Source organism: Burkholderia sp. SR8, assembly GCF_052851275.1.
In genome coordinates this window covers 402,067-421,661 of the sequence record NZ_JAULUC010000002.1, presented here as the reverse complement: position 1 = coordinate 421,661, position 19,595 = coordinate 402,067, and the positions used below count along the sequence as shown (strand labels likewise).

Sequence of the window (19,595 nt, the reverse complement as noted above, 5' to 3'; positions counted from 1 at the left end):
CTTCGCAGCGGCGTAACGGCCGTGCATCACGGGTTTCGAGTGTTTCGACAGGGTCGAGTGACGAGTTTTCCATCCAGAACAATGACGGTGAACAGAACAACAGCGGCGCCCGCACGGCGGCGGCGCACGAAGATCCGGCTCGGCGTCGGTGTCGGCATCACGCTGCTCGCGGCGCAGGCTGCCGCCGCACCGGGCGACGCGCCGGCCGCGCCGGACGCCGATGCGGCCGGCAGCGCGACGCTGCCGGCAATCACGGTCAGCAGCGAGCGCGGCAGCGCGTTGCGCGTGCGCGAAGCGTCGGTCGCGGGGCTCGACGACGCGCCGCTGCGCGACACGCCGGCGTCCGTCAGCGTCGTCACGCGCGCACAGCTCGACGATCAGCAGGCGAAACGCCTGAGCGACGTGGTGCGCAACGATGCATCGGTCGTCAACGACTATGCGCCGGTCGGCTATTTCGAAGGCTTTGCGATCCGCGGCTTCCCGGTCGATCTCGCGAGCGCGATCCGGATCGACGGGCTGACCGTGTCCGGCGAGCAGAACGTGCCGCTCGAAAACAAGGAGCGTGTCGAGATCCTGAAGGGGCTCGCCGGTATCGACAGCGGCGTGGTCGCGCCGGGCGGCGTGATCAATTTCGTGACGAAGCGCTCGGCGAACGTCGCGAGCGTGACGGCCGGCGTCGACAGTCGCGGTTCCACGTCGGCGGCCGTCGATCTCGGCCGCCGCTTCGGGCCCGATCATCAGTTCGGCTTCCGGATCAATGCCGCGAAGGAGAACATGCACTCGTACATCGACGGCACGAACGGACGGCGCACGTTCGGCTCGCTCGCCGCCGACTGGGACATCAGCCCGCGCGCGAGCCTGCAGTTGAATGCGGAATTCCAGCAGTGGATCCAGCGCTCGGCGCCCGGCTACCAGCTGCTCGGCGGCACGGTCGTGCCGTCGGTGAAGACGACGTCGAAGGCGCTCGGCACGCAACCGTGGGCGAAGCCGGTGACGACCGACGCGCTGAACCTGAACGCACGCTTCGACTACCGGTTCAACGACGACTGGAAGGCCTATGTCGCCGCCGGCCGCAGCCGCACGATGATCGACGACAACAGCGCGTTCGCATACGGCTGCTATTACGCGGCGAGCTGCGCGGCCGGCGCGACGTCGCCGTTCTTCTTCGGCGCGAACGGCGACTACGACGTGTACGATTTCCGCAGCCCCGGCGAATACCGCCGCAACGACGATTTGCGGGCGGTCACGATGGGCCGGTTCGCGACCGGCCCGCTGCGCCACGAGCTGATGCTCGGCGTGAGCGTGCAGCGCCGCGTCGTGCACATGGCCGATGCCGTGTACGACTACGTCGGCAGCGAGAACATCTACGGTCCGGACGTCGCGTTCGCACCGTCGCCGAATACGCCGGGGCCGTCGTATCCGCGGCTCGACGCGTGGCAGTACGGCGTGTTCGGGCTCGACCGCATCAGCATCGGCGAGCACTGGCAGGTGCTCGCGGGCGGCAAGGAGGTGCTGCTGCGCCAGCGCAGCTGGGACAGTGTCGACGGCGACGCGACGCACACCGACCGCTCGGTGTTCCTGCCGCAGGTCGCGCTCGTCTACAAGCCGGTGAACGCGCTGTCGCTGTACGCGTCGTACAGCAAGGCGCTGTCGCTCGGCGATCAGGCGCCGGTGCGCGCGACCAACGCGTATGCATTCCTGCCGCCGGTCGAATCGCACCAGATCGAGCTCGGCGCGAAATACGACTGGCTCGACCGCTTGAGTCTCACGGCTGCCGTGTTCTCGATCAGCAAGCCGTTCCAGTTCGCCGATCCCGATGCGTCCGGCACCACCTACACGTTCGTGCAGCGCGGCACGCAGCGCCACCAGGGGATCGAACTCGGCGCGGCCGGGCGGCTCACCGAGCGGCTGTCGCTGACCGCCAGCGTCGCGGCGATCCGTGCACGCGCGTACGATTCCGGTTCGCCGGCGTACGAAGGGCATCAGATCATCAACGTACCGGCGCTGCGCGCGTCGCTGTACGCGGATTACGCGGTGCCGGGCATCGCGGGCCTGAACATGCTCGGCGGCGTCGAGTACAGCGCGGGCCGCAACGCGAACGAAGAGGGCACCGCGCGCGTGCCGTCGTGGTTCGTATTCAATCTCGGCGCGCGCTATACGACGAAGCTCGGCGGCCATCGCACGGTGCTGCGCGTGTCGGTGGACAACCTGTTCAACAAGTTCTACTGGCGCGACGCGGGCGAGCAGCAGGGCGACGCGTACCTGTTCCCGGGCGCGCCGCGCACCGCGCGCGTTTCGTTGACCTATGATTTCTGACCGTCCGGATCCTGCCGCGTGACGCGCGGCCCCGGCAACTGACCAGGACAGGAGAGCACAGACGATGTCCCCACTCGAAATCGCCGGCGTGATCGTCAGCGCGCTCGCGATCTGGCTGACCGCGAAGCGGCGCATGCTGTGCTGGCCGGTCGGGCTCGCGTCCGTCGCGCTGTACGGCTGGATCTTCTTCGATGCGAAGCTGTATTCCGACATGCTGCTGCAGGGTGCGTTCGCGGTGCTGCAGGTGTACGGCTGGCGCCGCTGGATCGCGCAGCGTACGCTGGAGGCGCGCGGCGGCGCAGCGCCGGCCGGCGACGTCGCGCCCGTCACCGGCGTGCGCCCGCTCCAGATGCTGCCGGACCTGATCGCAGCCGTCATCGGCAGCGCGCTGCTCGGCGGGATGATGGCGCGCTGGACCGATGCGGCGCTGCCGTTCGTCGATGCGTCGCTGACCGCGTTCAGCCTCGTCGCGCAATACTGGACCGCGCGGCGCTACATTGCATCGTGGGGGCTGTGGATTGTCGTGAACGTCGTGTACGTCGGGATGTTCGTGTTCAAGGAACTGTATCTGACGGCCGGACTCTATGCGCTGTTCATCGCGCTCGCCGTCATCGGCTGGCGCGACTGGAGCCGCACGGCCGATGCGCTGCGCGCGACGGCGAGCCCGGCCGGCTGACCGTCGGGCCGGTGCGCGGATCGATTCACTACGGAGCAACGTCGTTCATGTCATTTCCACTCGAGCCGGATGCGCGTGACGCCGCCGACACGCGCGACGTCGCGCCGCCGCAGTTCGGCGTCGACGGCGAGCAGGCCGAACGCGACTGGCCGCTGATCGCGCGCGACGAGGTCGCCGGCGTGCTCGCACGGATCGACGGCAGCGGCGCGCCCGCGCGGCTCACGTGGCACAGCCCGCGGCCGTTTTCGGCGGCCGTGCTGGTGCGCACGACGGACGAGCACGCACTGTTCGTCAAGCGTCATCACGCGTGCCTGCGCGACGTCGCCGCGCTCGAGGAAGAACATCGTTTCATCGCGCATCTGCGCGAACGCGGCGTGCCGGTGGCGAACGTGCTCGCCGGTTGCGACGGGGCGACGGCGTTTGCGTCCGGTGACTGGACGTACGAAGTGCACGTCGTCGCACCGGGCGTGGACGCGTATCGCGGCGTGATGTCGTGGAAGCCGTTCACGCATCCGTCGCATGCATACGCGGCCGGCCGTGCGCTGGCCGAACTGCATCGCGCGTCGGCCGGTTACGATGCACCGGCGCGGCCGTTGCGTACGCTGCTGTCGAGTTTCCGCGTGCTGTCGTCGGCCGACCTCGCGGGCGCGCTCGAGCGCTGGGTCGATGCGCAGCCGCTGCTGGTGCGCGCGCTCGGCGCGCGCGACTGGCGCGGCGACGTGGCGGACGCGATCGGTCCGTATCACGCGCGCCTCGCGCCGCTGCTGCCCGCGCTGCCACCGCTGTGGACCCACGGCGACTGGCATGCGTCGAACCTGCTGTGGACGGAGGCCGGCCCCGGCGCGCAGGTGCGAACCGTGCTCGATTTCGGCTTGTCGGATCGCACGTGCGCGGTGATGGATCTCGCGCTCGCGATCGAACGCAACGCGATCGACTGGATGGCGCCGGCCGATGCGCGCCGTGTCGAATATGAGCAGATCGATGCACTGCTCGACGGCTACGAATCGCTCGAACCGCTGAGCGACGACGCATACGCGGCGCTGGTCGAAATGCTGCCGATCGTGCATACGGAGTTCGCGTTGTCCGAGGTCGCGTATTTCGGTTGCATCGTCAATGCGCCGGACATCGTCGATATCGCGTACGACGGCTATCTGCTCGGGCATGCGCGATGGTTCGGCGGGCGCGACGGGCGGCAACTGCTGGACTGGCTGGTGCAGCGGAGGCGTGCGAAGTAAGGGCGGCCCTGAACGCGCGTGCCGAGCGTTTCTCTGCAAGCAGGCCGAGCGCGCGAACATCGTCTTCCCGCCGTACGGCGAGCGCGCCGCACGCTCCCTGAAACCGTCTGCCTGCCAAAGCGGGACGCTGCTCCCGCGGGACGCCGCACGCGTGTACGCTGCGGCGTCGTGCACCCTGCAGCTGCCGATAGATCAACGGGCTTGACGCGCGCGTTCCGGCCAGCCCGGCACTCCCGCTTGCGTTCACACCTGTGCGAGCGCCTGGTCGAGATCGGCGAGCAGATCGTCGATATGCTCGATGCCGATCGACAGCCGCACCGTTTCCTCCTTTACGCCCGCTTTGGCAAGTTCGGCCGGCGACAGCTGGCGGTGCGTCGTCGATGCCGGATGCGTCGCGAGCGACTTCGTGTCGCCGATGTTGACGAGCCGCGTGAACAGCTTCAGCGCGTCCTGGAACTTCGCGCCGCCGTCGCGGCCGCCTCTCACGCCGAACGTCAGGATGCCCGGCGCACGGCCCGACAGATAGCGCGCGACGAGCGGATGATCGGGGTGGTCCGGCAACCCGGCATAGTTCACCCATTCGACGTGCTCGTGGCGCGCGAGATGTTGCGCGATCTTCAGCGCGTTGTCGCTGATGCGCTCGACGCGCAGCGCGAGCGTCTCGATGCCTTGCAGGATCTGGAACGCGTTGAACGGCGAGATCGCCGCGCCCATGTTGCGCAGCGGCACGACGCGTGCGCGGCCGATATATGCGGCCGGCCCGAACGCTTCCGTATAGACGACGCCGTGATAGCTGACGTCGGGCTCGTTGAGCCGCCTGAAGCGGTCCGCGTGCTGCGCCCACGGAAACTTCCCCGAATCGACGATCGCGCCGCCGAGGCTCGTGCCGTGGCCGCCGAGATATTTCGTCAGCGAGTGCACGACGATGTCCGCGCCGTGTTCGAACGGGCGCAGCAGGTACGGCGACGGCACCGTGTTGTCGACGATCAGCGGAATTCCGTGGCGATGTGCGATGTCGGCGAGTGCGGCGATGTCGGTCACGTTGCCGAGCGGGTTGCCGACCGATTCCGCGAAGATCGCCTTCGTGCGCGCGTCGATCAGCGGTTCGAACGATGCGGGGTCGCGCGGATCGGCGAAGCGTGTCGCGATCCCGTATTGCGGCAGCGTATGCGCGAACAGGTTGTAGGTGCCGCCGTACAGCGAACTGGCGGACACGATGTTGTCGCCGGCTTCCGCGATCGTCTGGATCGCATACGTGACGGCCGCCTGGCCCGATGCCAGCGCGAGTGCGCCGATGCCGCCCTCGAGCGCGGCGATCCGCTGCTCGAGCACGTCCGTCGTCGGGTTCATGATCCGCGTGTAGATGTTGCCCTGCACCTTCAGGTCGAACAGGTCCGCGCCGTGCTGCGTGTCGTCGAATGCGTACGCAACCGTCTGGTAGATCGGCACCGCGACCGCGCGCGTGGTCGGGTCCGGGCGATAGCCGCCGTGCACGGCGATGGTTTCGAGGCGCCAGTTCGCAGAAGCCTGTTCGGTCATGGGTGCTCCGTCCGTTGTTGTGATCGTCGAGCGATTATAGGAGCACGCCGCGGCGCCCTTTAGAACGAATGGTTTGTTGCTTATGGGTACGCGGCGCATAGAATGCCGGTTCCCACAGACGAAAGGTGCGCGATGGATCAGGACCAGTGGAACAAGGTGGATGCGTATTTCTCGGCGACGCTCGTGCCGTCGGACGACGTGCTCGACGCCGCGCTGGCGGCGAGCGAGGCGGCCGGGCTGCCCGCGATCAACGTCGCGCCGAACCAAGGCAAGCTGCTGCAGCTGCTCGCGACGATTCGCGGCGCGCGGCGCATTCTCGAAGTCGGCACGCTCGGCGGCTACAGCACGATCTGGCTCGCGCGTGCGTTGCCGCCGGACGGCCGGCTCGTGACGCTCGAACTGAACCCCGATCATGCGAAGGTCGCGACGCAGAACCTTGCGCGCGCCGGCTTCGCGGATCTCGTGTCGGTGATCGTCGGCAGCGCGAAGGACAGCCTTGCGCGGCTCGTCGATACGGGCGAGGCGCCGTTCGACTTCATCTTCATCGACGCGGACAAGGACAACAACGCGGCCTATCTGGACGCCGCGCTGAAACTGTCGCGGCCCGGTACGGTGATCGTCGTCGACAACGTCGTGCGGCGCGGGCGCGTGGCCGATCCTGAAAATCGCGACCTGGACGTCGTCGGCGTGCGCAACGGGTTCGCGCGGATCGCCGCCGAGCCGAATCTCATGACGACCGCCGTGCAGACGGTCGGGCTCAAGGGTTGGGACGGATTCTCGATCTCGATCGTCGGCGGCTGACGCGACGCTCGCGCGTCAGCGCGGATCGCCGCGCGTGCCGGCCGTGCGATACAGCCGCGGCCATTGATCCACGAACAAGCCGTTGCATGCGCCGTGCATCGCGACGTCGTTCAGCACGAAGCGCTTGCCGTCGAACACCCACGACGCGCTCGATCCGCAATCGCCGGCGCCGCGCACGCGATCGAGGCTCGACAGCGTTGCGTGTGCGGAATCGTAGCGTGCCTGGGTCAGCTGGTTCGCGAACGATGCCGTGTCGAGCCCCGCGCTCGCGTATTCGCCGAAGTTCAGCGGCGCCGGCGCATACGGCGCGGTGCGATGCACGCGATACCACAGGTCGGTATGGTTGTACGCGCTGCTCGTCTGGCACGGGAGCGACACGAGCGCGTCGGTGGCCGAGATCGCGATGGCCGACGCCGTCTTGCGCCGGTCGCTCATCGACATTTCATCGTCGGCGTCGGCCGCGCAGCGCTTCACGCTGCCGGCGAATTTGTCGAACACCGCGTCGACGAGCGGACGCTGTTCAGCGGGCGTGAGATCGGCGACGGGCGGCGCGGGAACGGGCGCGGGCGGCAACGCCGGCGCGGCGGGCACCGACGACGCGGGCCGTGTGCCCTTGCGCAGCAGCGCCGTGACGGTGCCGATGCGGCCTTGCGTGTCGTCGATCAGCAGTAGCGCGGCATTGAGCCCCGACAACGAGACACGCGGCGTCTGCGCCGCGGCCGGGTCGCCGAAATTCAGCATCTGCGCGTTGTGCGACACGGTCAGCCATGCATCGACCGTCGTCGGATCGCTGGTGCGGATATGGAACGGATAGACGTCGTCATCCTGGTCGCCCGTCTTGGCGACAGCGTGCCACTCGGCCGGCACCGCATCGAACGGCTGGCTGTCGGCGCGCGCGGTGCGCAGATCGAGCGGCGCCGACGCGAAGATGTCCAGCGACGGACGCGCATCGGGCCCCGCGTCGCGCGTGAGCCGCACGATCATGCTGGTGCGCGTGTCGTCGATGTCGTCGTTGCCGCCTTCGGCGATGCAGCGGTTCGCGTTGTCGCAAACGACGGACCAGTTCTTGAAGTCGCGCGCGACCGAATGTTGCGCGGGATCGTGCGCAGCGGCGGACAGCGACGCGGTGAGCAGGGAAACGGCGACGGCAAGCGGGAGATGACGAAACATGACGGTTCGTATCGGCGGTGACGGGGAGGGCGGACGTCCGGTTGCTGCGATTGCAAGCGCATCGTAAGCGCGCGATGCGAATCGATGCGAGACGGGCGCGGCTGGACTGCTCGAGTATACCGCTGCTGCGATGACGATTCGTGTGACAGTCGTCGGAAGAAAACAGCAACGGAAACGGCGCGATGCCCGCTGGCATCGCGCCGTTCGCTTATCAGCGGGCGTCGACCACGTCGCGCAGGAACGCGTCGAGCATGGCCGCATCGCCCCACGGGCGCTTGTAGTCGCGATCGTGCTCGGCGTCCGCCAGCATCGTTTCGACGAGCGCGTGGATCGCGGGCCGGCGTGGGCCGGTCTCGCTTTCGTTCGCGCGCATCTTCAACGCGAGCAGGGCATCGAGCTCATCGCGCACCGCCGCCTCGTGCACGGTGCCGTCGACGAGGTCCGCGAAACGCATCGGCGGCATCCCGAGCCCGAGGTCGATCCAGCGCACCGCGAGCAGCGGCCGCAGCACGTACAGGTACTTCTTGTATCGCACCGTGTCGCCTTGCAGATAGCCGCGAAAGTTCTTCTTCGCCATCGCGAGGTAGTGATGCCGTCCGCGCACCGGCGAGAAGAATGCGGTGGCGAGCGACCGGAGCCGCGGCGTCCAGCGCGCGTCCTCGCGATAGACGACCGGCGACGCGAGCCATTCGAGCAGCGTCGGGTTCGACCGGTGCAGCAACTGCAGCGCCTTGCGCAGCTCCCAGCCGCTCACATCGAGCTCGTCGTCGAGCGGCCGTTCGATCACGTCGCGTTGCGGTTCGACGCGCAGATACCAGTCGCGCCGGTGCACGTACACGAAGCGCACGTCATAGTCGCTGTCCGGCGACGCGAATCCCCAGCCGCGGCTGCCCGATTCGCATGCGAACAGCACGCGCACATCGTGCCGGCGCTCGACGTCCTCGAGTTCCTTCATCACGCGTTCGCGTACGGCCGGTTCGACCGGATGCGCACTGCGCACCGCCTTCAATGGTGTTGCCATTTTCATCGTTGTCCTTCCATTTCAGTGCGCGCGGCCGGCCGGCCTTCGGCCGCGCACCGCGCTATCCTTTCACGCACACGACCTGCCGCAGCGTATGCACCACTTCGACGAGGCTGCGCTGCGCCGCCATCACCGCATCGATGTCCTTGTAGGCCATCGGGATTTCGTCGACGACGCCCGCGTCCTTCCGGCATTCGACGCCGCGCGTCGCCTTCACCTGGTCGTCGACCGTGAAGCGGCGCTTCGCTTCGGTCCGGCTCATCGAGCGGCCGGCACCGTGGCTGCACGAACAGAAGCTCTCCGGATTGCCGAGCCCGCGCACGATGAAGCTCTTCGCGCCCATCGAGCCCGGAATGATGCCGAGCTGCCCCTTCTGCGCGGACACCGCGCCCTTGCGGGTCACGAGCACGTCCTCGCCGAAGTGGCGTTCGCGCTGCACGTAGTTGTGGTGGCAGTTCACCGCGTGCTCGTCGACCGAGAACGGCTTTGCGATCACGCCGCGCGCCGCGCCGATCACCGCGTCCATCATTGCCTGCCGGTTGCGGCGCGCGTAGTCCTGCGCCCAGCCCACGGCTTCGACGTAATCGTCGAAGTGCCGGCTGCCCTCGGTGAAATACGCGAGGTTGCGATCCGGCAGGTTCGCGATGTGCTGACGCATGTCAGCCTGCGCAAGTTCGATGAACAGGCTGCCGATCGCGTTGCCGACGCCGCGCGACCCGCTGTGCAGCATGAACCACACGCGATCGGCTTCGTCGATGCACACTTCGATGAAGTGGTTGCCCGTGCCGAGCGTGCCCAGATGCGCGTAGTGGTTCGTCTTCTGCAGCTTCGGATACTTGTCGGCGATCCGCTGAAAGCCCGGCACCAGCGACCTCCATGCTTCGGTCACGGCGGCCGGCGTGCGATCGCCCCATGCACCCGGATCGCGGCGGCCCGGCGCGCGGCCGTGCGGCACCGCACGTTCGATCGCACTGCGCAGCCCGCCGAGCGAATCCGGCAGGTCGGCGGCCGTGAGCGTCGTGCGCGCGGCCATCATCCCGCAACCGATGTCGACGCCGACCGCGGCCGGGATGATCGCCCCCTTCGTCGGAATCACGCTGCCGATCGTCGAACCCTTGCCGAGGTGCACGTCCGGCATCACCGCGACGTGCTTGAAAATGAACGGCATCTGCGCGGTGTTGCGCAGTTGCGTGCGCGCGTCGTCCTCGACCGCGACACCCTGCGTCCACATCTTCACCGGCTTGCCGTTCGCCAGTTCCATCACCTGAAAATCGTCGTTACTCATTCGCTTCACCCTTCGTTCATTCGTGCGGCGCGGCACACCTGTGCCGCGCCGTTTCATCCGTCATGCGCCCTTGATGCTGACGAGTCCGTTCAGCACCTGGTCGAGACCGCCGAACACCGAGATGCGGTCGATCCGTTCCGCGACGCGCTCGAGCGTTTCCAGCTCCTTGAGCCGCAGCGCGGTCGGGTTTTCTTCCATCACCTTCGCGGTGTTCAGCAGCGAACGCGTCGCCGCCGTTTCCTCGCGACGGCGGATCACGTTCGCCTGCGCGGCTTTTTCCGCTTCGACCACCTGCGCGAGGATCGTCTTCATGTCGCCCGGCAGCACGATATCCTTCACGCCGACGCTGCGCACGTCGACGCCCGATTGCGCAACGCGCGTGCGCACCTGCGCGATCACGACGTCGTCGATTGCCTGCTTGTCTTCCAGCAGCTCGTCCAGCGAGCGCGTGCCGACGGCCGCGCGCAGCGCGAACTGCAGCTCGCGATACAGGTGCTCGGCCGGTTTCTGCAACTGGCCGAACGCTTGCAGCACGTCCGCGTAGCACCACGTCGCCGACAGGTTCAGCCGCAGCGCGACCTTGTCGCGCGTCAGGATTTCCTGGCCGGCGACCTCGATCGCTTGCAGGCGCAGGTCGACGAGTTCGACCGCGACGTCGCGGTTGAAGCGCCAGAATGCTGCGACGCCCGGCTCCAGCAATTGCTCGATCCTGCCGTCGATCTTCAGCACGCCGACGTGATACGCCGGCACCTGTGCAAGCAGCACGCCCGTCAGGCCCGCGACGCCGCGCGCCCGCAACGACGGCTGCGCGATGCGCTTCGCGAGCGCGACCGGCAGCCGGCTGTCCTGTGCGAGATCGACGCGCTCAAGACGATGCACGATCAGGCCGCGCCAGTACAGGCGGCGCGTGCCGGGCGGCAGGATCTCGACGAGCACGTCGTCTTCGTAACGCAGGCCCGCTTCGTCGTCGGCCAGATCCATCGCGACGAAATGTTGCGCGAGCACGTCCGGTGCCTCGTGACGCAGATAGTCGGCCAGTGCGGTGTCGGCGAGCGGCGCATCGAGACGCGCGGTCTGCACCGACAGGCGCTTGAGCAGATCGAAGGCCTTGAACACACCCGGTTCCAGCACCTTCACGAAATCGCCTTCATTCATCAGCAGCGCGCGTTCGTTCTTTTTCACTACATGACGCTTCCACATATTCTTGTCCTTTTCTTCAATGGCCGCCGGGCGGCACGCATCGGACGGACCGCGGTGCGACGCGATCGGGCGGGCGGCGCGGGAGCCGGCGCGGCGTGCGCGGCGACGCATGCTGCAATCGCGTCGTCGCGCCCATTCGCGCGGGCCGTCCGGCCGCCCGGCCGACCGCGCGGAACCGCAACCGGACCGACGCGCGGCGGGCCTGTCGGCCCGCGCCGGCGGGTACTGCTTCTTCGATAGACCGTCCTTGCGGACAGCGTTCGGACGGGATTCGAACCCGCCACACACCGGCTCGCGCCGGTTGCTCTACCTGTTGAGCTTCCGAACAGTGGGCGCTCCGGGATTCGAACCCGGACAAGGCTGCCTCGCGCGCCCCTTTGCCTTCGTCTGTCCATGGCGGCATGCACTGCCGCGACGAACGAGTTCGGCGGCGGCGCACCAGCAGGGCTTTGTGAACCCTGGCTCGCGGGCCAGCGGGACATCCGGCGGCTTCTATTTAGCGAGGAGCGTGCCAGCGCGGGGTGCCGCTGGCGGCAAAATCCGGCAACGCATTGAAGCTAAAGGGGAATGCGTGATTCTCCATTGGCCGTCGCGCGCGATCCCGACGGCTCGGCACGGGGGAATTCCGATACAATCGGATCGTTTCTTATCCGATGAGATAAACATGCGCAAGACCGTCGCGATCGGCTTTCTCGGTACCGTGCTCGACCAGGGCGGTCGTGCGCCGCGCCGTTACCGCAAGTGGCGGCCGACCGTGTCGATGTGCATGCAACCCGACCTCGCGATCGACCGGCTCGAGCTGCTGCATCCGCCGGACTACGCGCGGCTCGCCAATCAGGTGCGCGACGATCTCGCGCAGCTGTCGCCGCATACCGAGGTGCGGCTCACGCCGGTCACGATCCACGATCCGTGGGACTTCGAGGAGGTCTACGCGACGCTGCACGACTTTGCGCGCGCGTATCCGTTCGACGTCGAGCACGAGGACTACCTGGTGCACATCACGACCGGCACGCACGTCGCGCAGATCTGCTGGTTCCTGCTCGCGGAAGCGCGCTACCTGCCCGCGCGCCTCGTGCAGACGGGGCCGCCGAAACAGACGGACGAAGGGCCGAGCGGGCCGGGCACCGTGTCGGTGATCGATCTCGACCTGTCGCGCTACAACCGGATCGCGCAGCGCTTCACGCGCGAGCGCGACGAAACGGTGTCGTTCCTGAAGGCCGGCATCGCGACGCGCAACGCGCGTTTCAATGCGCTGATCGAGCAGCTGGAGCGCGTCGCCGTGCGCTCGCGCGCGCCGATGCTGCTCGTCGGGCCGACGGGCGCCGGCAAGTCGTTTCTTGCGAAACGCGTGTACGAACTGAAGCGCGGCCGCCATCGGCTCGCGGGGCCGTTCATCGAGATCAACTGCGCGACGCTGCGCGGCGACGCGGCGATGTCGACGCTGTTCGGTCACGTGAAGGGCGCGTTCACCGGCGCGCAGTCCGCGCGCGCGGGCCTGCTGCGCGCGGCCGACGGCGGCCTGCTGTTTCTCGACGAGATCGGCGAGCTCGGGCTCGACGAGCAGGCGATGCTGCTGAAGGCGGTCGAGGAGAAGCGCTTCCTGCCGGTCGGCGCGGACGTGGAGGCGACCAGCGACTTCGAGCTGATTGCGGGCACGCACCGCGATTTGCGGCAGATGGTGGCGGCCGGCACGTTCCGCGAGGATCTTTATGCGCGGATCAATCTGTGGACCTACGAATTGCCGGGGCTCGCCGAACGCCGTGAGGATATCGAACCGAACCTCGAATTCGAACTCGACCGTTTCGGCCGCGAGCACGGCGAGCAGGTGCGGTTCAACGTGGAAGCGAAGCGGCGCTATCTCGCGTTCGCGGCGTCGCCGCGCGCGGCATGGACCGGCAACTTCCGCGAGCTGTCCGCGTCGATCACGCGGATGGCGACGCTGGCGGATGCGGGGCGGATTACCGAAGCGATTGCCGGTCAGGAGGTCGAGCGGCTGACGCGCACGTGGTCGTCGCCGGGCGGCGAGCGCGCGTCCGACGGATGCGTCGACGCGGTATTCGGTGCGCGCGCGGCGGAACTCGATCTGTTCGATCGCGCGCAGCTCGAACGCGTGCTCGATGTGTGCTACGTATCGGCGAGTCTGTCGGAGGCCGGCCGCACGCTGTTCGCGGTGTCGCGGCAGAACAAGAAGCAGCCGAACGATGCGGACCGGCTGCGCAAGTATCTCGCGCGATTCGGGCTCGACTGGGAAGGGGTACGGCGCGCGCTCGACGGCGTGTGATGACGAAAGGACGCGCACGCTGTCCGGGCCGCGTCGAGCGTTCGCGCGTGTCGTATCGTGTGCTGAACATCAGGTGTACATGACGGCTGCGCTACCGCTTTCCCGCGACGACGCGGGCATACTCACGCGCGGCAGATCGTGATGATCTCCGTGCTGGTAGCCGCGTCGAACGGGGCGTGCTCCCAGTCGCCGTACCAGCCGGCCGACGCGAAGCCGGCGGCCGTCACGCGCGCCTGCAATTCGGGATGCGCGATGAAACGCAGCCGGCTCGTATTCGTCAGCACCGTGTCGTCGCGGCGGAAGCGGTAGTGCGTGTCGAACGTCACGACCGCGCCGTCGATCGCGCGCACCGCGTGATGCAGATCGACGATGCCGAGTTCGCGTGACTCGACGCTGTGTGCCGACCGCGCGGGCGTCCATCTTAGCCACGGCTCGACGCGCGGATTGCGCGTTTCGAACAGGAAGCGGCCATCGTCGACCAGCACGCGCCGCACACCGCGCAGCGTTGCGTCGATGTCGGCGTCGGTCAGCAGGCACTGGAAGGCGTGCCCCGTCATCACGACGGCATCGAACGGCGCGCCGGGCGGCAGGCCGTCGAGACCGCACGCGAACCAGCGCACCGCGCCGGCGCCCGGCTGGCGTCGCGCGTGGTCGATCATCGCCGGTGCCGGATCGATCGCGACGACGTCGTGCCCGGCCGCCGCGAGCCGGCGCGCGAACGTGCCGGTGCCGCAGCCGAGATCGAGGATCCGTTGCCGCGCGGTGCCGATGCACGACGCGTAGAACGCGAAGTCGCGATCGCCGGCGTTGAACAGGTCGTAGACCGCGACGAGGCGCGGGTCGCTATAGAGGAGGTCGCCGGCAGGTGCCGAGCCGGACGTCATGCGATACGCGTGTCAGCGCTGCTGCACCGCCACGCGCAGCCCGAGCGCGATGAAGATCGAGCCGATGATCTTCCCCTGCCAGCGCGTGAGCCACGCGAGCCGCTTCACGACGCGGCCGAGCGGACGGATCGAGCATGCGATCAGCGTCGTGTACAGCGAGCTGAGCACGACGAAGATCAGCCCGAGCACCGCGAACTGCACGAACGTCGAACCGCGCTCCGGATGCACGAACTGCGGCATGAACGCGAGGAAGAACAGCGCCGTCTTCGGGTTCAGCACTTCGGCGGGAATCGCCTGCAGGTAAGCCTTCAGCGGCGTGACCGACGACACCTTCGGCAGCGACGGATCGGACGGCCGGTCGAGCAGCGCACGCACGCCGAGGTAGATCAGATACGCCGCGCCGACCAGCTTCACGACGTTGAACGCGAGCGCCGACGTCATCAGCAGCGCCGACAGCCCGACGGCCGCGAACAGCGTGTGCACGAAGTCGCCGCTCGCGACGCCGAGGCCGGTCAGGATGCCGGTCTTGCGGCCGCCCTGCACGGTGCGGCTCAGCACGAGCAGCACGGCGGGGCCGGGAATCAGGAACAGGCCCAGAACGACGGCCGTGAAGGTGGTCAGCGTGGTCAGGTCGAACATGGCGGCTCCGGCAGGATGGGCGCAGCGGCGGGGATCGACGCATTGTATTCGGTTCGGCGCGCGGCTGCCGATGCTGTCCCGAACATGTGCCAAACGCCATTTGTGAGGTCGTTGGCACACGCAAGCATGCAAGTGTTCTGTTGTTTTGGCGCCGGGGCCATCATCGGGTTGAACCGCCGGCAGCGCTACCGGGCCCGCCCTCCGGAGATCGTTTGCGAACGGGCGCGTCTGCGCCTGCCCGGTCGATTGTCATCGTCAGCCGCCCAGTTCGCCCGCCAGAAAATCCACGAATGCCCGGATCCGCGCGGACATCTGGTGCCGCTGCGCATACACAGCATAGATGTCCGCGCTCGGCGTCTCGCAGTCCGGCAGCACGACGACGAGCCGCCCGTCGGCCAGATAGTCGCGGATATCCCATTCCGCGCGCATCAGTATCCCGTGTCCGTCGAGCGCCCACTTCACCGCGATCTCGCCGTCGTTGGTCGTCAGGTTGCCGTCGATCCGCACGGCTTCGGTGTGGCGCGTCGCGCCGCGTCCGCTCGTCAGCCGCCAGATGCCGTAGCCCTCGTCGCCTTGGCGGATGCCGATGCAATTGTGCCGCGTCAGCTCGTGCGGCGTGCCGGGCGTGCCGTGCCGCGCCAGATAGGCAGGGGCCGCGCACAGCAGCCGGCGATTCGGCGCGAGCCGCCGTGCGACGACGCGCGTGTCGGGCGGCTCGCCGAAGCGGATGCACACGTCGAACGCGTCGTCGGTGAGCGGCGGCGGCATCACCGACAGTTGCAGCTGCACCGACACCTCCGGATAGCGCGCGACGAAGCGCGAGATCGCCGGGCCGACGTGGCTGCGCCCGAAGCCGAGCGTCGCGTTCACGCGCAGCAGCCCCTTCGGCCGCTGCTTCGCGCTGCCGAGCAGTTCGCCGAGCTCGTCCATCTGATCGAGGATCCGGCGCGCGTAATCGAGATACACGTCGCCCTCGGGCGTCAGCATCATGCGCCGCGTCGTGCGGTTGACGAGCGTCACGCCCGCGCGCCGCTCCATCTGCGTGAGCCGCTTGCTGACGGCCGCCGCGGTCAGCCCGAGTTCGCGCGCGGCCGCGCTCAGGCTGCCCGACGCGGCCAGCGTCGAGAAGAAGCCGAGATCGGCCGGCTGGACGGTTTCCGCCATGACGGGATTCATGAATTGAAGTTAAAGATGCTTTGAGTATAGCGCCGGTTACGACATTTCCGGTTCGGTAAAGTACCCGCAAGCTCACGACCTATCGAGGATGTCCGCATGAAGACCTACCGTATCGCGACCATTCCTGGCGACGGCATCGGCAAGGAAGTGGTGCCGGCCGGCAAGCAGGTACTGGAAGCGCTGGCCCGCGGCAGCGACCGCTTCGCGTTCGAGTTCGAGGATTTCGGCTGGGGCGCCGACTACTACCGTCAGCACGGCGCGATGATGCCGGCCGACGGCCTCGACGCGCTGCGCGGCAAGGACGCGATCCTGTTCGGCTCCGCCGGCGACCCCGATGTGCCCGACCACGTGACGCTGTGGGGGCTGCGCCTGAAGATCTGCCAGGGCTTCGACCAGTACGCGAACGTGCGCCCGACGCGCATCCTGCCCGGCATCGATGCGCCGCTGAAGCGCTGCGGGCCTGACGACCTGAACTGGGTGATCGTGCGCGAGAACTCGGAAGGCGAATATGCGGGCGTCGGCGGCCGCGTGCACCAGGGCCATCCGATCGAGGCCGCGACCGATGTGTCGATTCTCACGCGCGCCGGCGTCGAACGGATCATGCGTTTCGCGTTCCGGCTCGCGCAGTCGCGTCCGCGCAAGCTGCTGACCGTCATCACGAAGAGCAACGCGCAGCGTCACGCGATGGTGATGTGGGACGAGATCGCGAAGCAGATCGCGCAGGAATTCCCCGACGTCGCGTGGGACAAGGAGCTCGTCGATGCGGCGACCGCGCGCATGGTGAACCGACCGGCGTCGCTCGACACGATCGTCGCGACCAACCTGCACGCGGACATCCTCAGCGATCTCGCCGCCGCGCTCGCCGGCAGCCTCGGCATCGCGCCGACCGGCAACATCGATCCGGAGCGACGCTATCCGTCGATGTTCGAGCCGATCCACGGCTCCGCGTTCGACATCATGGGCAAGGGCCTGGCGAACCCGGTCGGCACGTTCTGGTCGGTCGTGATGCTGCTCGAGCATCTCGGCGAGACGGAGGCGGCCGCGCGCGTGATGCAGGCGATCGAAGCCGTGACGGCCGACCCGTCGCTGCATACGCGCGACCTCGGCGGCAGCGCGACGACCGCGCAGGTGACGGCGGCCGTCTGCGAACGCGTCGCGAACGCGGCGGTCGCGGCCTGACGGCGGCGCTGGCAACAACGACCAATACGGCCACAACGGCGGCACGCATGCGCGGCCGTTCGCCGCCGGTTCGCCGCACAACTGGAATGTCCTGCCCGCGACTCGCGCGTTCGACGCGAGCCGGGCGCCGGCGCACGCGCTTCGTCGCGACGCCGGCCGGCACCCGCCGGGCACGCGCGCACAGCGCGCGGCCCGACCTCGAAGGAGGAGACACATGCAAACCAATCTCGAAACCCGCGTCGCGCGGAAACTGATGTGGCGCATCATTCCGTTCGTGATGCTGCTGTACTTCGTCAGCTTTCTCGATCGCGTCAACGTCGGCTTCGCCGCGATGACGATGAACAATGCGATCGGCCTGTCGCCGACCGCGTTCGGTCTCGGCGGCGGCCTGTTCTTCATCGGCTACTTTCTGTTCGAAGTCCCAAGCAATCTGATTCTCCATCGGGTCGGTGCGCGCATCTGGATCGCGCGCGTGATGATCACGTGGGGCATCGTGTCGGCGGTATCCGCTTTCGCCGTCGGGCCGACGAGCTTCTACGTGCTGCGCTTCCTGCTCGGCGTGGCGGAAGCCGGCTTCTTTCCCGGCATCATCCTGTACCTGAGCCTGTGGTTTCCCGCGAAGCAGCGCGCGGTGGCAGCCGCATGGTTCATGGCGGCCGCGCCGATCTCCACTGCGATCGGGTCGCCGCTGTCCGGCGCGATCATGCAGATGCCGCCGATGTTCGGGCTCGCCGACTGGCAGATGCTGTACATCGTCGAAGCGCTGCCCGCGGTCGTGCTCGGCTTCGTCGTGCTGAAATGCCTGACCGATGCGCCGTCGAAGGCCGCATGGCTGCAGCCGGACGAGCGCGACTGGCTGATCGCGAAGCTGAAGTCCGAGGCCGACGCGCGGCACACGCACGCCGGGCATACGGCCGGCGCGTGGCAGGCGCTGCGCGACCCGCGCGTGCTGGCGCTCGCGCTGATCTACTTCGGCACGTCTGCCGGACTCTATACGCTAGGGCTGTGGGCGCCGCTGATGGTCAAGCAATTCGGTTTCACCGCGTGGCAGACGGGCCTGCTGACCGGCATTCCGAGCATCGCCGCAGTCGTTGCGATGATCCTGTGGGCGCGGCATTCGGATCGCACCGGCGAGCGTACGTGGCACGTCGTGATTCCATGCGTGCTGGCATGCATCGGCTTCGTGTTCGCGGGGCAGGCGAGCACCGCGCTGCTGACCATGCTCGCGCTGGTCGTCGTCAACATCGGGATCAGTGCCGCGAAGGCGCCGCTGTGGGCGATGCCGAGCGCATTCCTGTCCGGCGCGGGCGCGGCCGCGGGGATCGCGATGATCAACTCGATCGGCAACCTCGGCGGATTCGTCGGGCCGTTCGCGATCGGCTGGCTCAAGCATGTGACCGGCGGGTATGCGGCGGGGTTGTACGTGGTCGCGGGCACGCTCGCGGTGTCGGCGGTCGTCACGCTGATGCTGAGCCGCAACGGCGCGCGAGAGCAGGCCGTGTCGGGCGTACGGCAGCATCACTGAAAGCCGCGCGCGTCCGCAGTCAGGCCTCGGTGCGCACGCACGGTGCGCTCATGACGGCGCGCGACCGCAACCGCCGCGTCACTGGGCGGGAAGCGCCGCGCGTCGAGCGATCTCCGTCGCGCACGCATCCACCGACGCGTTCGACGTATCGATCACGCAATCGCTGAACGCGCGTGACGCATACCCTTCCCGATACATCTCGGCGATCCGTTGCCGTTCCCAGTCCGTCAGTGCGCGCGCGCCGCGATTCGACGCCGCGATCGCTTCGGGCGGCGCGAGCGTCACGACGAACAGACGCGCATCTCGCGCGTCGCACGCGGCGCGCAGCCGATCGAATTCCGCTTCGCCGATCGGATAGGCGATCACCAGGTGACGTTCGCGCGCTTGCGCGATCTGCGCGACCAGCCGCTCCAGCGCGATTGCCCATTGGACGTCGAACGGCGCATCGTCGGGCGCGCCGTGATCGTCGCCGTCGATGAAGCGTGCATCGGGCAGCACGCGTGCGAGCGCGCGGCCGATCGTCGTCTTGCCGCTGTTGATCGGGCCGTTCAGGTGAACGACGGTGAGGGGTGGGTTCGATGGAGTTGTCATGAGGACGGGGGTGATCGGAACGCGTGCATTGTGCCTCGAGATGAAATCAGTTTGTAATGTCTGTCGTGAAGCGATCA

At 68.0% G+C, this 19,595-nt stretch carries 16 protein-coding genes and 1 tRNA gene; 7 read left to right on the top strand and 10 right to left on the bottom strand.

All coding sequences use genetic code 11. The features are described from left to right. Nucleotides 1-81: 81 nt before the first annotated feature. The 3 genes from Q3A80_RS04155 (at nt 82) to Q3A80_RS04145 (ending at nt 4,227) form a co-directional block, all read left to right on the top strand. Nucleotides 82-2,316, top strand: coding sequence for a TonB-dependent siderophore receptor (locus Q3A80_RS04155; RefSeq protein WP_446327791.1), 2,235 nt, complete (start codon nt 82-84; stop codon nt 2,314-2,316). A gap of 64 nt (nt 2,317-2,380) precedes the next feature. Further along, nucleotides 2,381-2,992, top strand: coding sequence for a nicotinamide riboside transporter PnuC (gene pnuC / locus Q3A80_RS04150; protein WP_446327790.1), 612 nt, complete (start codon nt 2,381-2,383; stop codon nt 2,990-2,992). A gap of 47 nt (nt 2,993-3,039) precedes the next feature. After that, nucleotides 3,040-4,227, top strand: a complete 1,188-nt coding sequence (locus Q3A80_RS04145; RefSeq protein WP_446327789.1) for a phosphotransferase enzyme family protein — start codon at nt 3,040-3,042, stop codon at nt 4,225-4,227. A gap of 243 nt (nt 4,228-4,470) precedes the next feature. Here Q3A80_RS04145 and Q3A80_RS04140 read toward each other — a convergent pair whose 3' ends face one another. Further along, complete coding sequence (locus Q3A80_RS04140) at nt 4,471-5,766, bottom strand: O-acetylhomoserine aminocarboxypropyltransferase/cysteine synthase family protein (RefSeq protein ID WP_446327788.1); 1,296 nt, start codon at nt 5,764-5,766, stop codon at nt 4,471-4,473. Nucleotides 5,767-5,898: 132 nt separating this feature from the next. Between Q3A80_RS04140 and Q3A80_RS04135 the strand changes: the two genes are divergently transcribed. Next, entirely contained in the window at nt 5,899-6,567 is a 669-nt protein-coding gene (locus Q3A80_RS04135) for an O-methyltransferase (RefSeq protein WP_446327787.1), read from the top strand. Between the two features lie 15 nt (nt 6,568-6,582). Here Q3A80_RS04135 and Q3A80_RS04130 read toward each other — a convergent pair whose 3' ends face one another. The 5 genes from Q3A80_RS04130 to Q3A80_RS04110 form a co-directional block, all read right to left on the bottom strand. Beyond that, nucleotides 6,583-7,737, bottom strand: coding sequence for a DUF1176 domain-containing protein (locus Q3A80_RS04130; protein WP_446327786.1), 1,155 nt, complete (start codon nt 7,735-7,737; stop codon nt 6,583-6,585). A 211-nt stretch (nt 7,738-7,948) separates the two neighbouring features. Continuing rightward, nucleotides 7,949-8,758: a nucleotidyltransferase domain-containing protein gene (locus Q3A80_RS04125; RefSeq protein WP_446327785.1), complete on the bottom strand. Its 810-nt coding sequence runs from the start codon at nt 8,756-8,758 to the stop codon at nt 7,949-7,951. A gap of 61 nt (nt 8,759-8,819) precedes the next feature. Next, a complete protein-coding gene (locus Q3A80_RS04120) occupies nt 8,820-10,043 on the bottom strand; it encodes an RtcB family protein (RefSeq protein WP_446327784.1) in 1,224 nt (407 codons plus the stop codon). A gap of 60 nt (nt 10,044-10,103) precedes the next feature. Beyond that, nucleotides 10,104-11,243: a slipin family protein gene (locus tag Q3A80_RS04115; protein ID WP_446327783.1), complete on the bottom strand. Its 1,140-nt coding sequence runs from the start codon at nt 11,241-11,243 to the stop codon at nt 10,104-10,106. Nucleotides 11,244-11,499: 256 nt separating this feature from the next. Further along, nucleotides 11,500-11,571: transfer RNA gene (locus Q3A80_RS04110), tRNA-Arg, on the bottom strand. Nucleotides 11,572-11,907: 336 nt separating this feature from the next. Between Q3A80_RS04110 and rtcR the strand changes: the two genes are divergently transcribed. Then, nucleotides 11,908-13,524, top strand: a complete 1,617-nt coding sequence (gene rtcR, locus Q3A80_RS04105) for an RNA repair transcriptional activator RtcR (protein WP_446327782.1) — start codon at nt 11,908-11,910, stop codon at nt 13,522-13,524. 122 nt (nt 13,525-13,646) lie between these two features. Here rtcR and Q3A80_RS04100 read toward each other — a convergent pair whose 3' ends face one another. The 3 genes from Q3A80_RS04100 to Q3A80_RS04090 all read right to left on the bottom strand — a co-directional run bounded on the left by Q3A80_RS04100 (nt 13,647) and on the right by Q3A80_RS04090 (nt 16,211). Continuing rightward, complete coding sequence (locus tag Q3A80_RS04100) at nt 13,647-14,408, bottom strand: class I SAM-dependent methyltransferase (protein WP_446327781.1); 762 nt, start codon at nt 14,406-14,408, stop codon at nt 13,647-13,649. Nucleotides 14,409-14,420: 12 nt separating this feature from the next. Continuing rightward, nucleotides 14,421-15,047: a LysE family translocator gene (locus Q3A80_RS04095; RefSeq protein ID WP_040139225.1), complete on the bottom strand. Its 627-nt coding sequence runs from the start codon at nt 15,045-15,047 to the stop codon at nt 14,421-14,423. Between the two features lie 255 nt (nt 15,048-15,302). Continuing rightward, the gene (locus Q3A80_RS04090; protein WP_446327780.1) at nt 15,303-16,211 is read right to left on the bottom strand and encodes a LysR substrate-binding domain-containing protein; all 909 of its coding nucleotides are present in this window, start codon (nt 16,209-16,211) and stop codon (nt 15,303-15,305) included. A 108-nt stretch (nt 16,212-16,319) separates the two neighbouring features. On the opposite strand from Q3A80_RS04090, the gene Q3A80_RS04085 reads away from it, so the two are divergent. Together Q3A80_RS04085 and Q3A80_RS04080 are read left to right on the top strand one after the other, a co-directional pair. Continuing rightward, nucleotides 16,320-17,402, top strand: coding sequence for a tartrate dehydrogenase (locus Q3A80_RS04085; RefSeq protein WP_446327779.1), 1,083 nt, complete (start codon nt 16,320-16,322; stop codon nt 17,400-17,402). 214 nt (nt 17,403-17,616) lie between these two features. After that, nucleotides 17,617-18,927: an MFS transporter gene (locus Q3A80_RS04080; RefSeq protein WP_446327778.1), complete on the top strand. Its 1,311-nt coding sequence runs from the start codon at nt 17,617-17,619 to the stop codon at nt 18,925-18,927. 78 nt (nt 18,928-19,005) lie between these two features. On the opposite strand, the gene Q3A80_RS04075 is transcribed toward Q3A80_RS04080, so the two are convergent. Then, nucleotides 19,006-19,518: a shikimate kinase gene (locus Q3A80_RS04075; RefSeq protein ID WP_446327817.1), complete on the bottom strand. Its 513-nt coding sequence runs from the start codon at nt 19,516-19,518 to the stop codon at nt 19,006-19,008. Nucleotides 19,519-19,595: the final 77 nt, after the last annotated feature.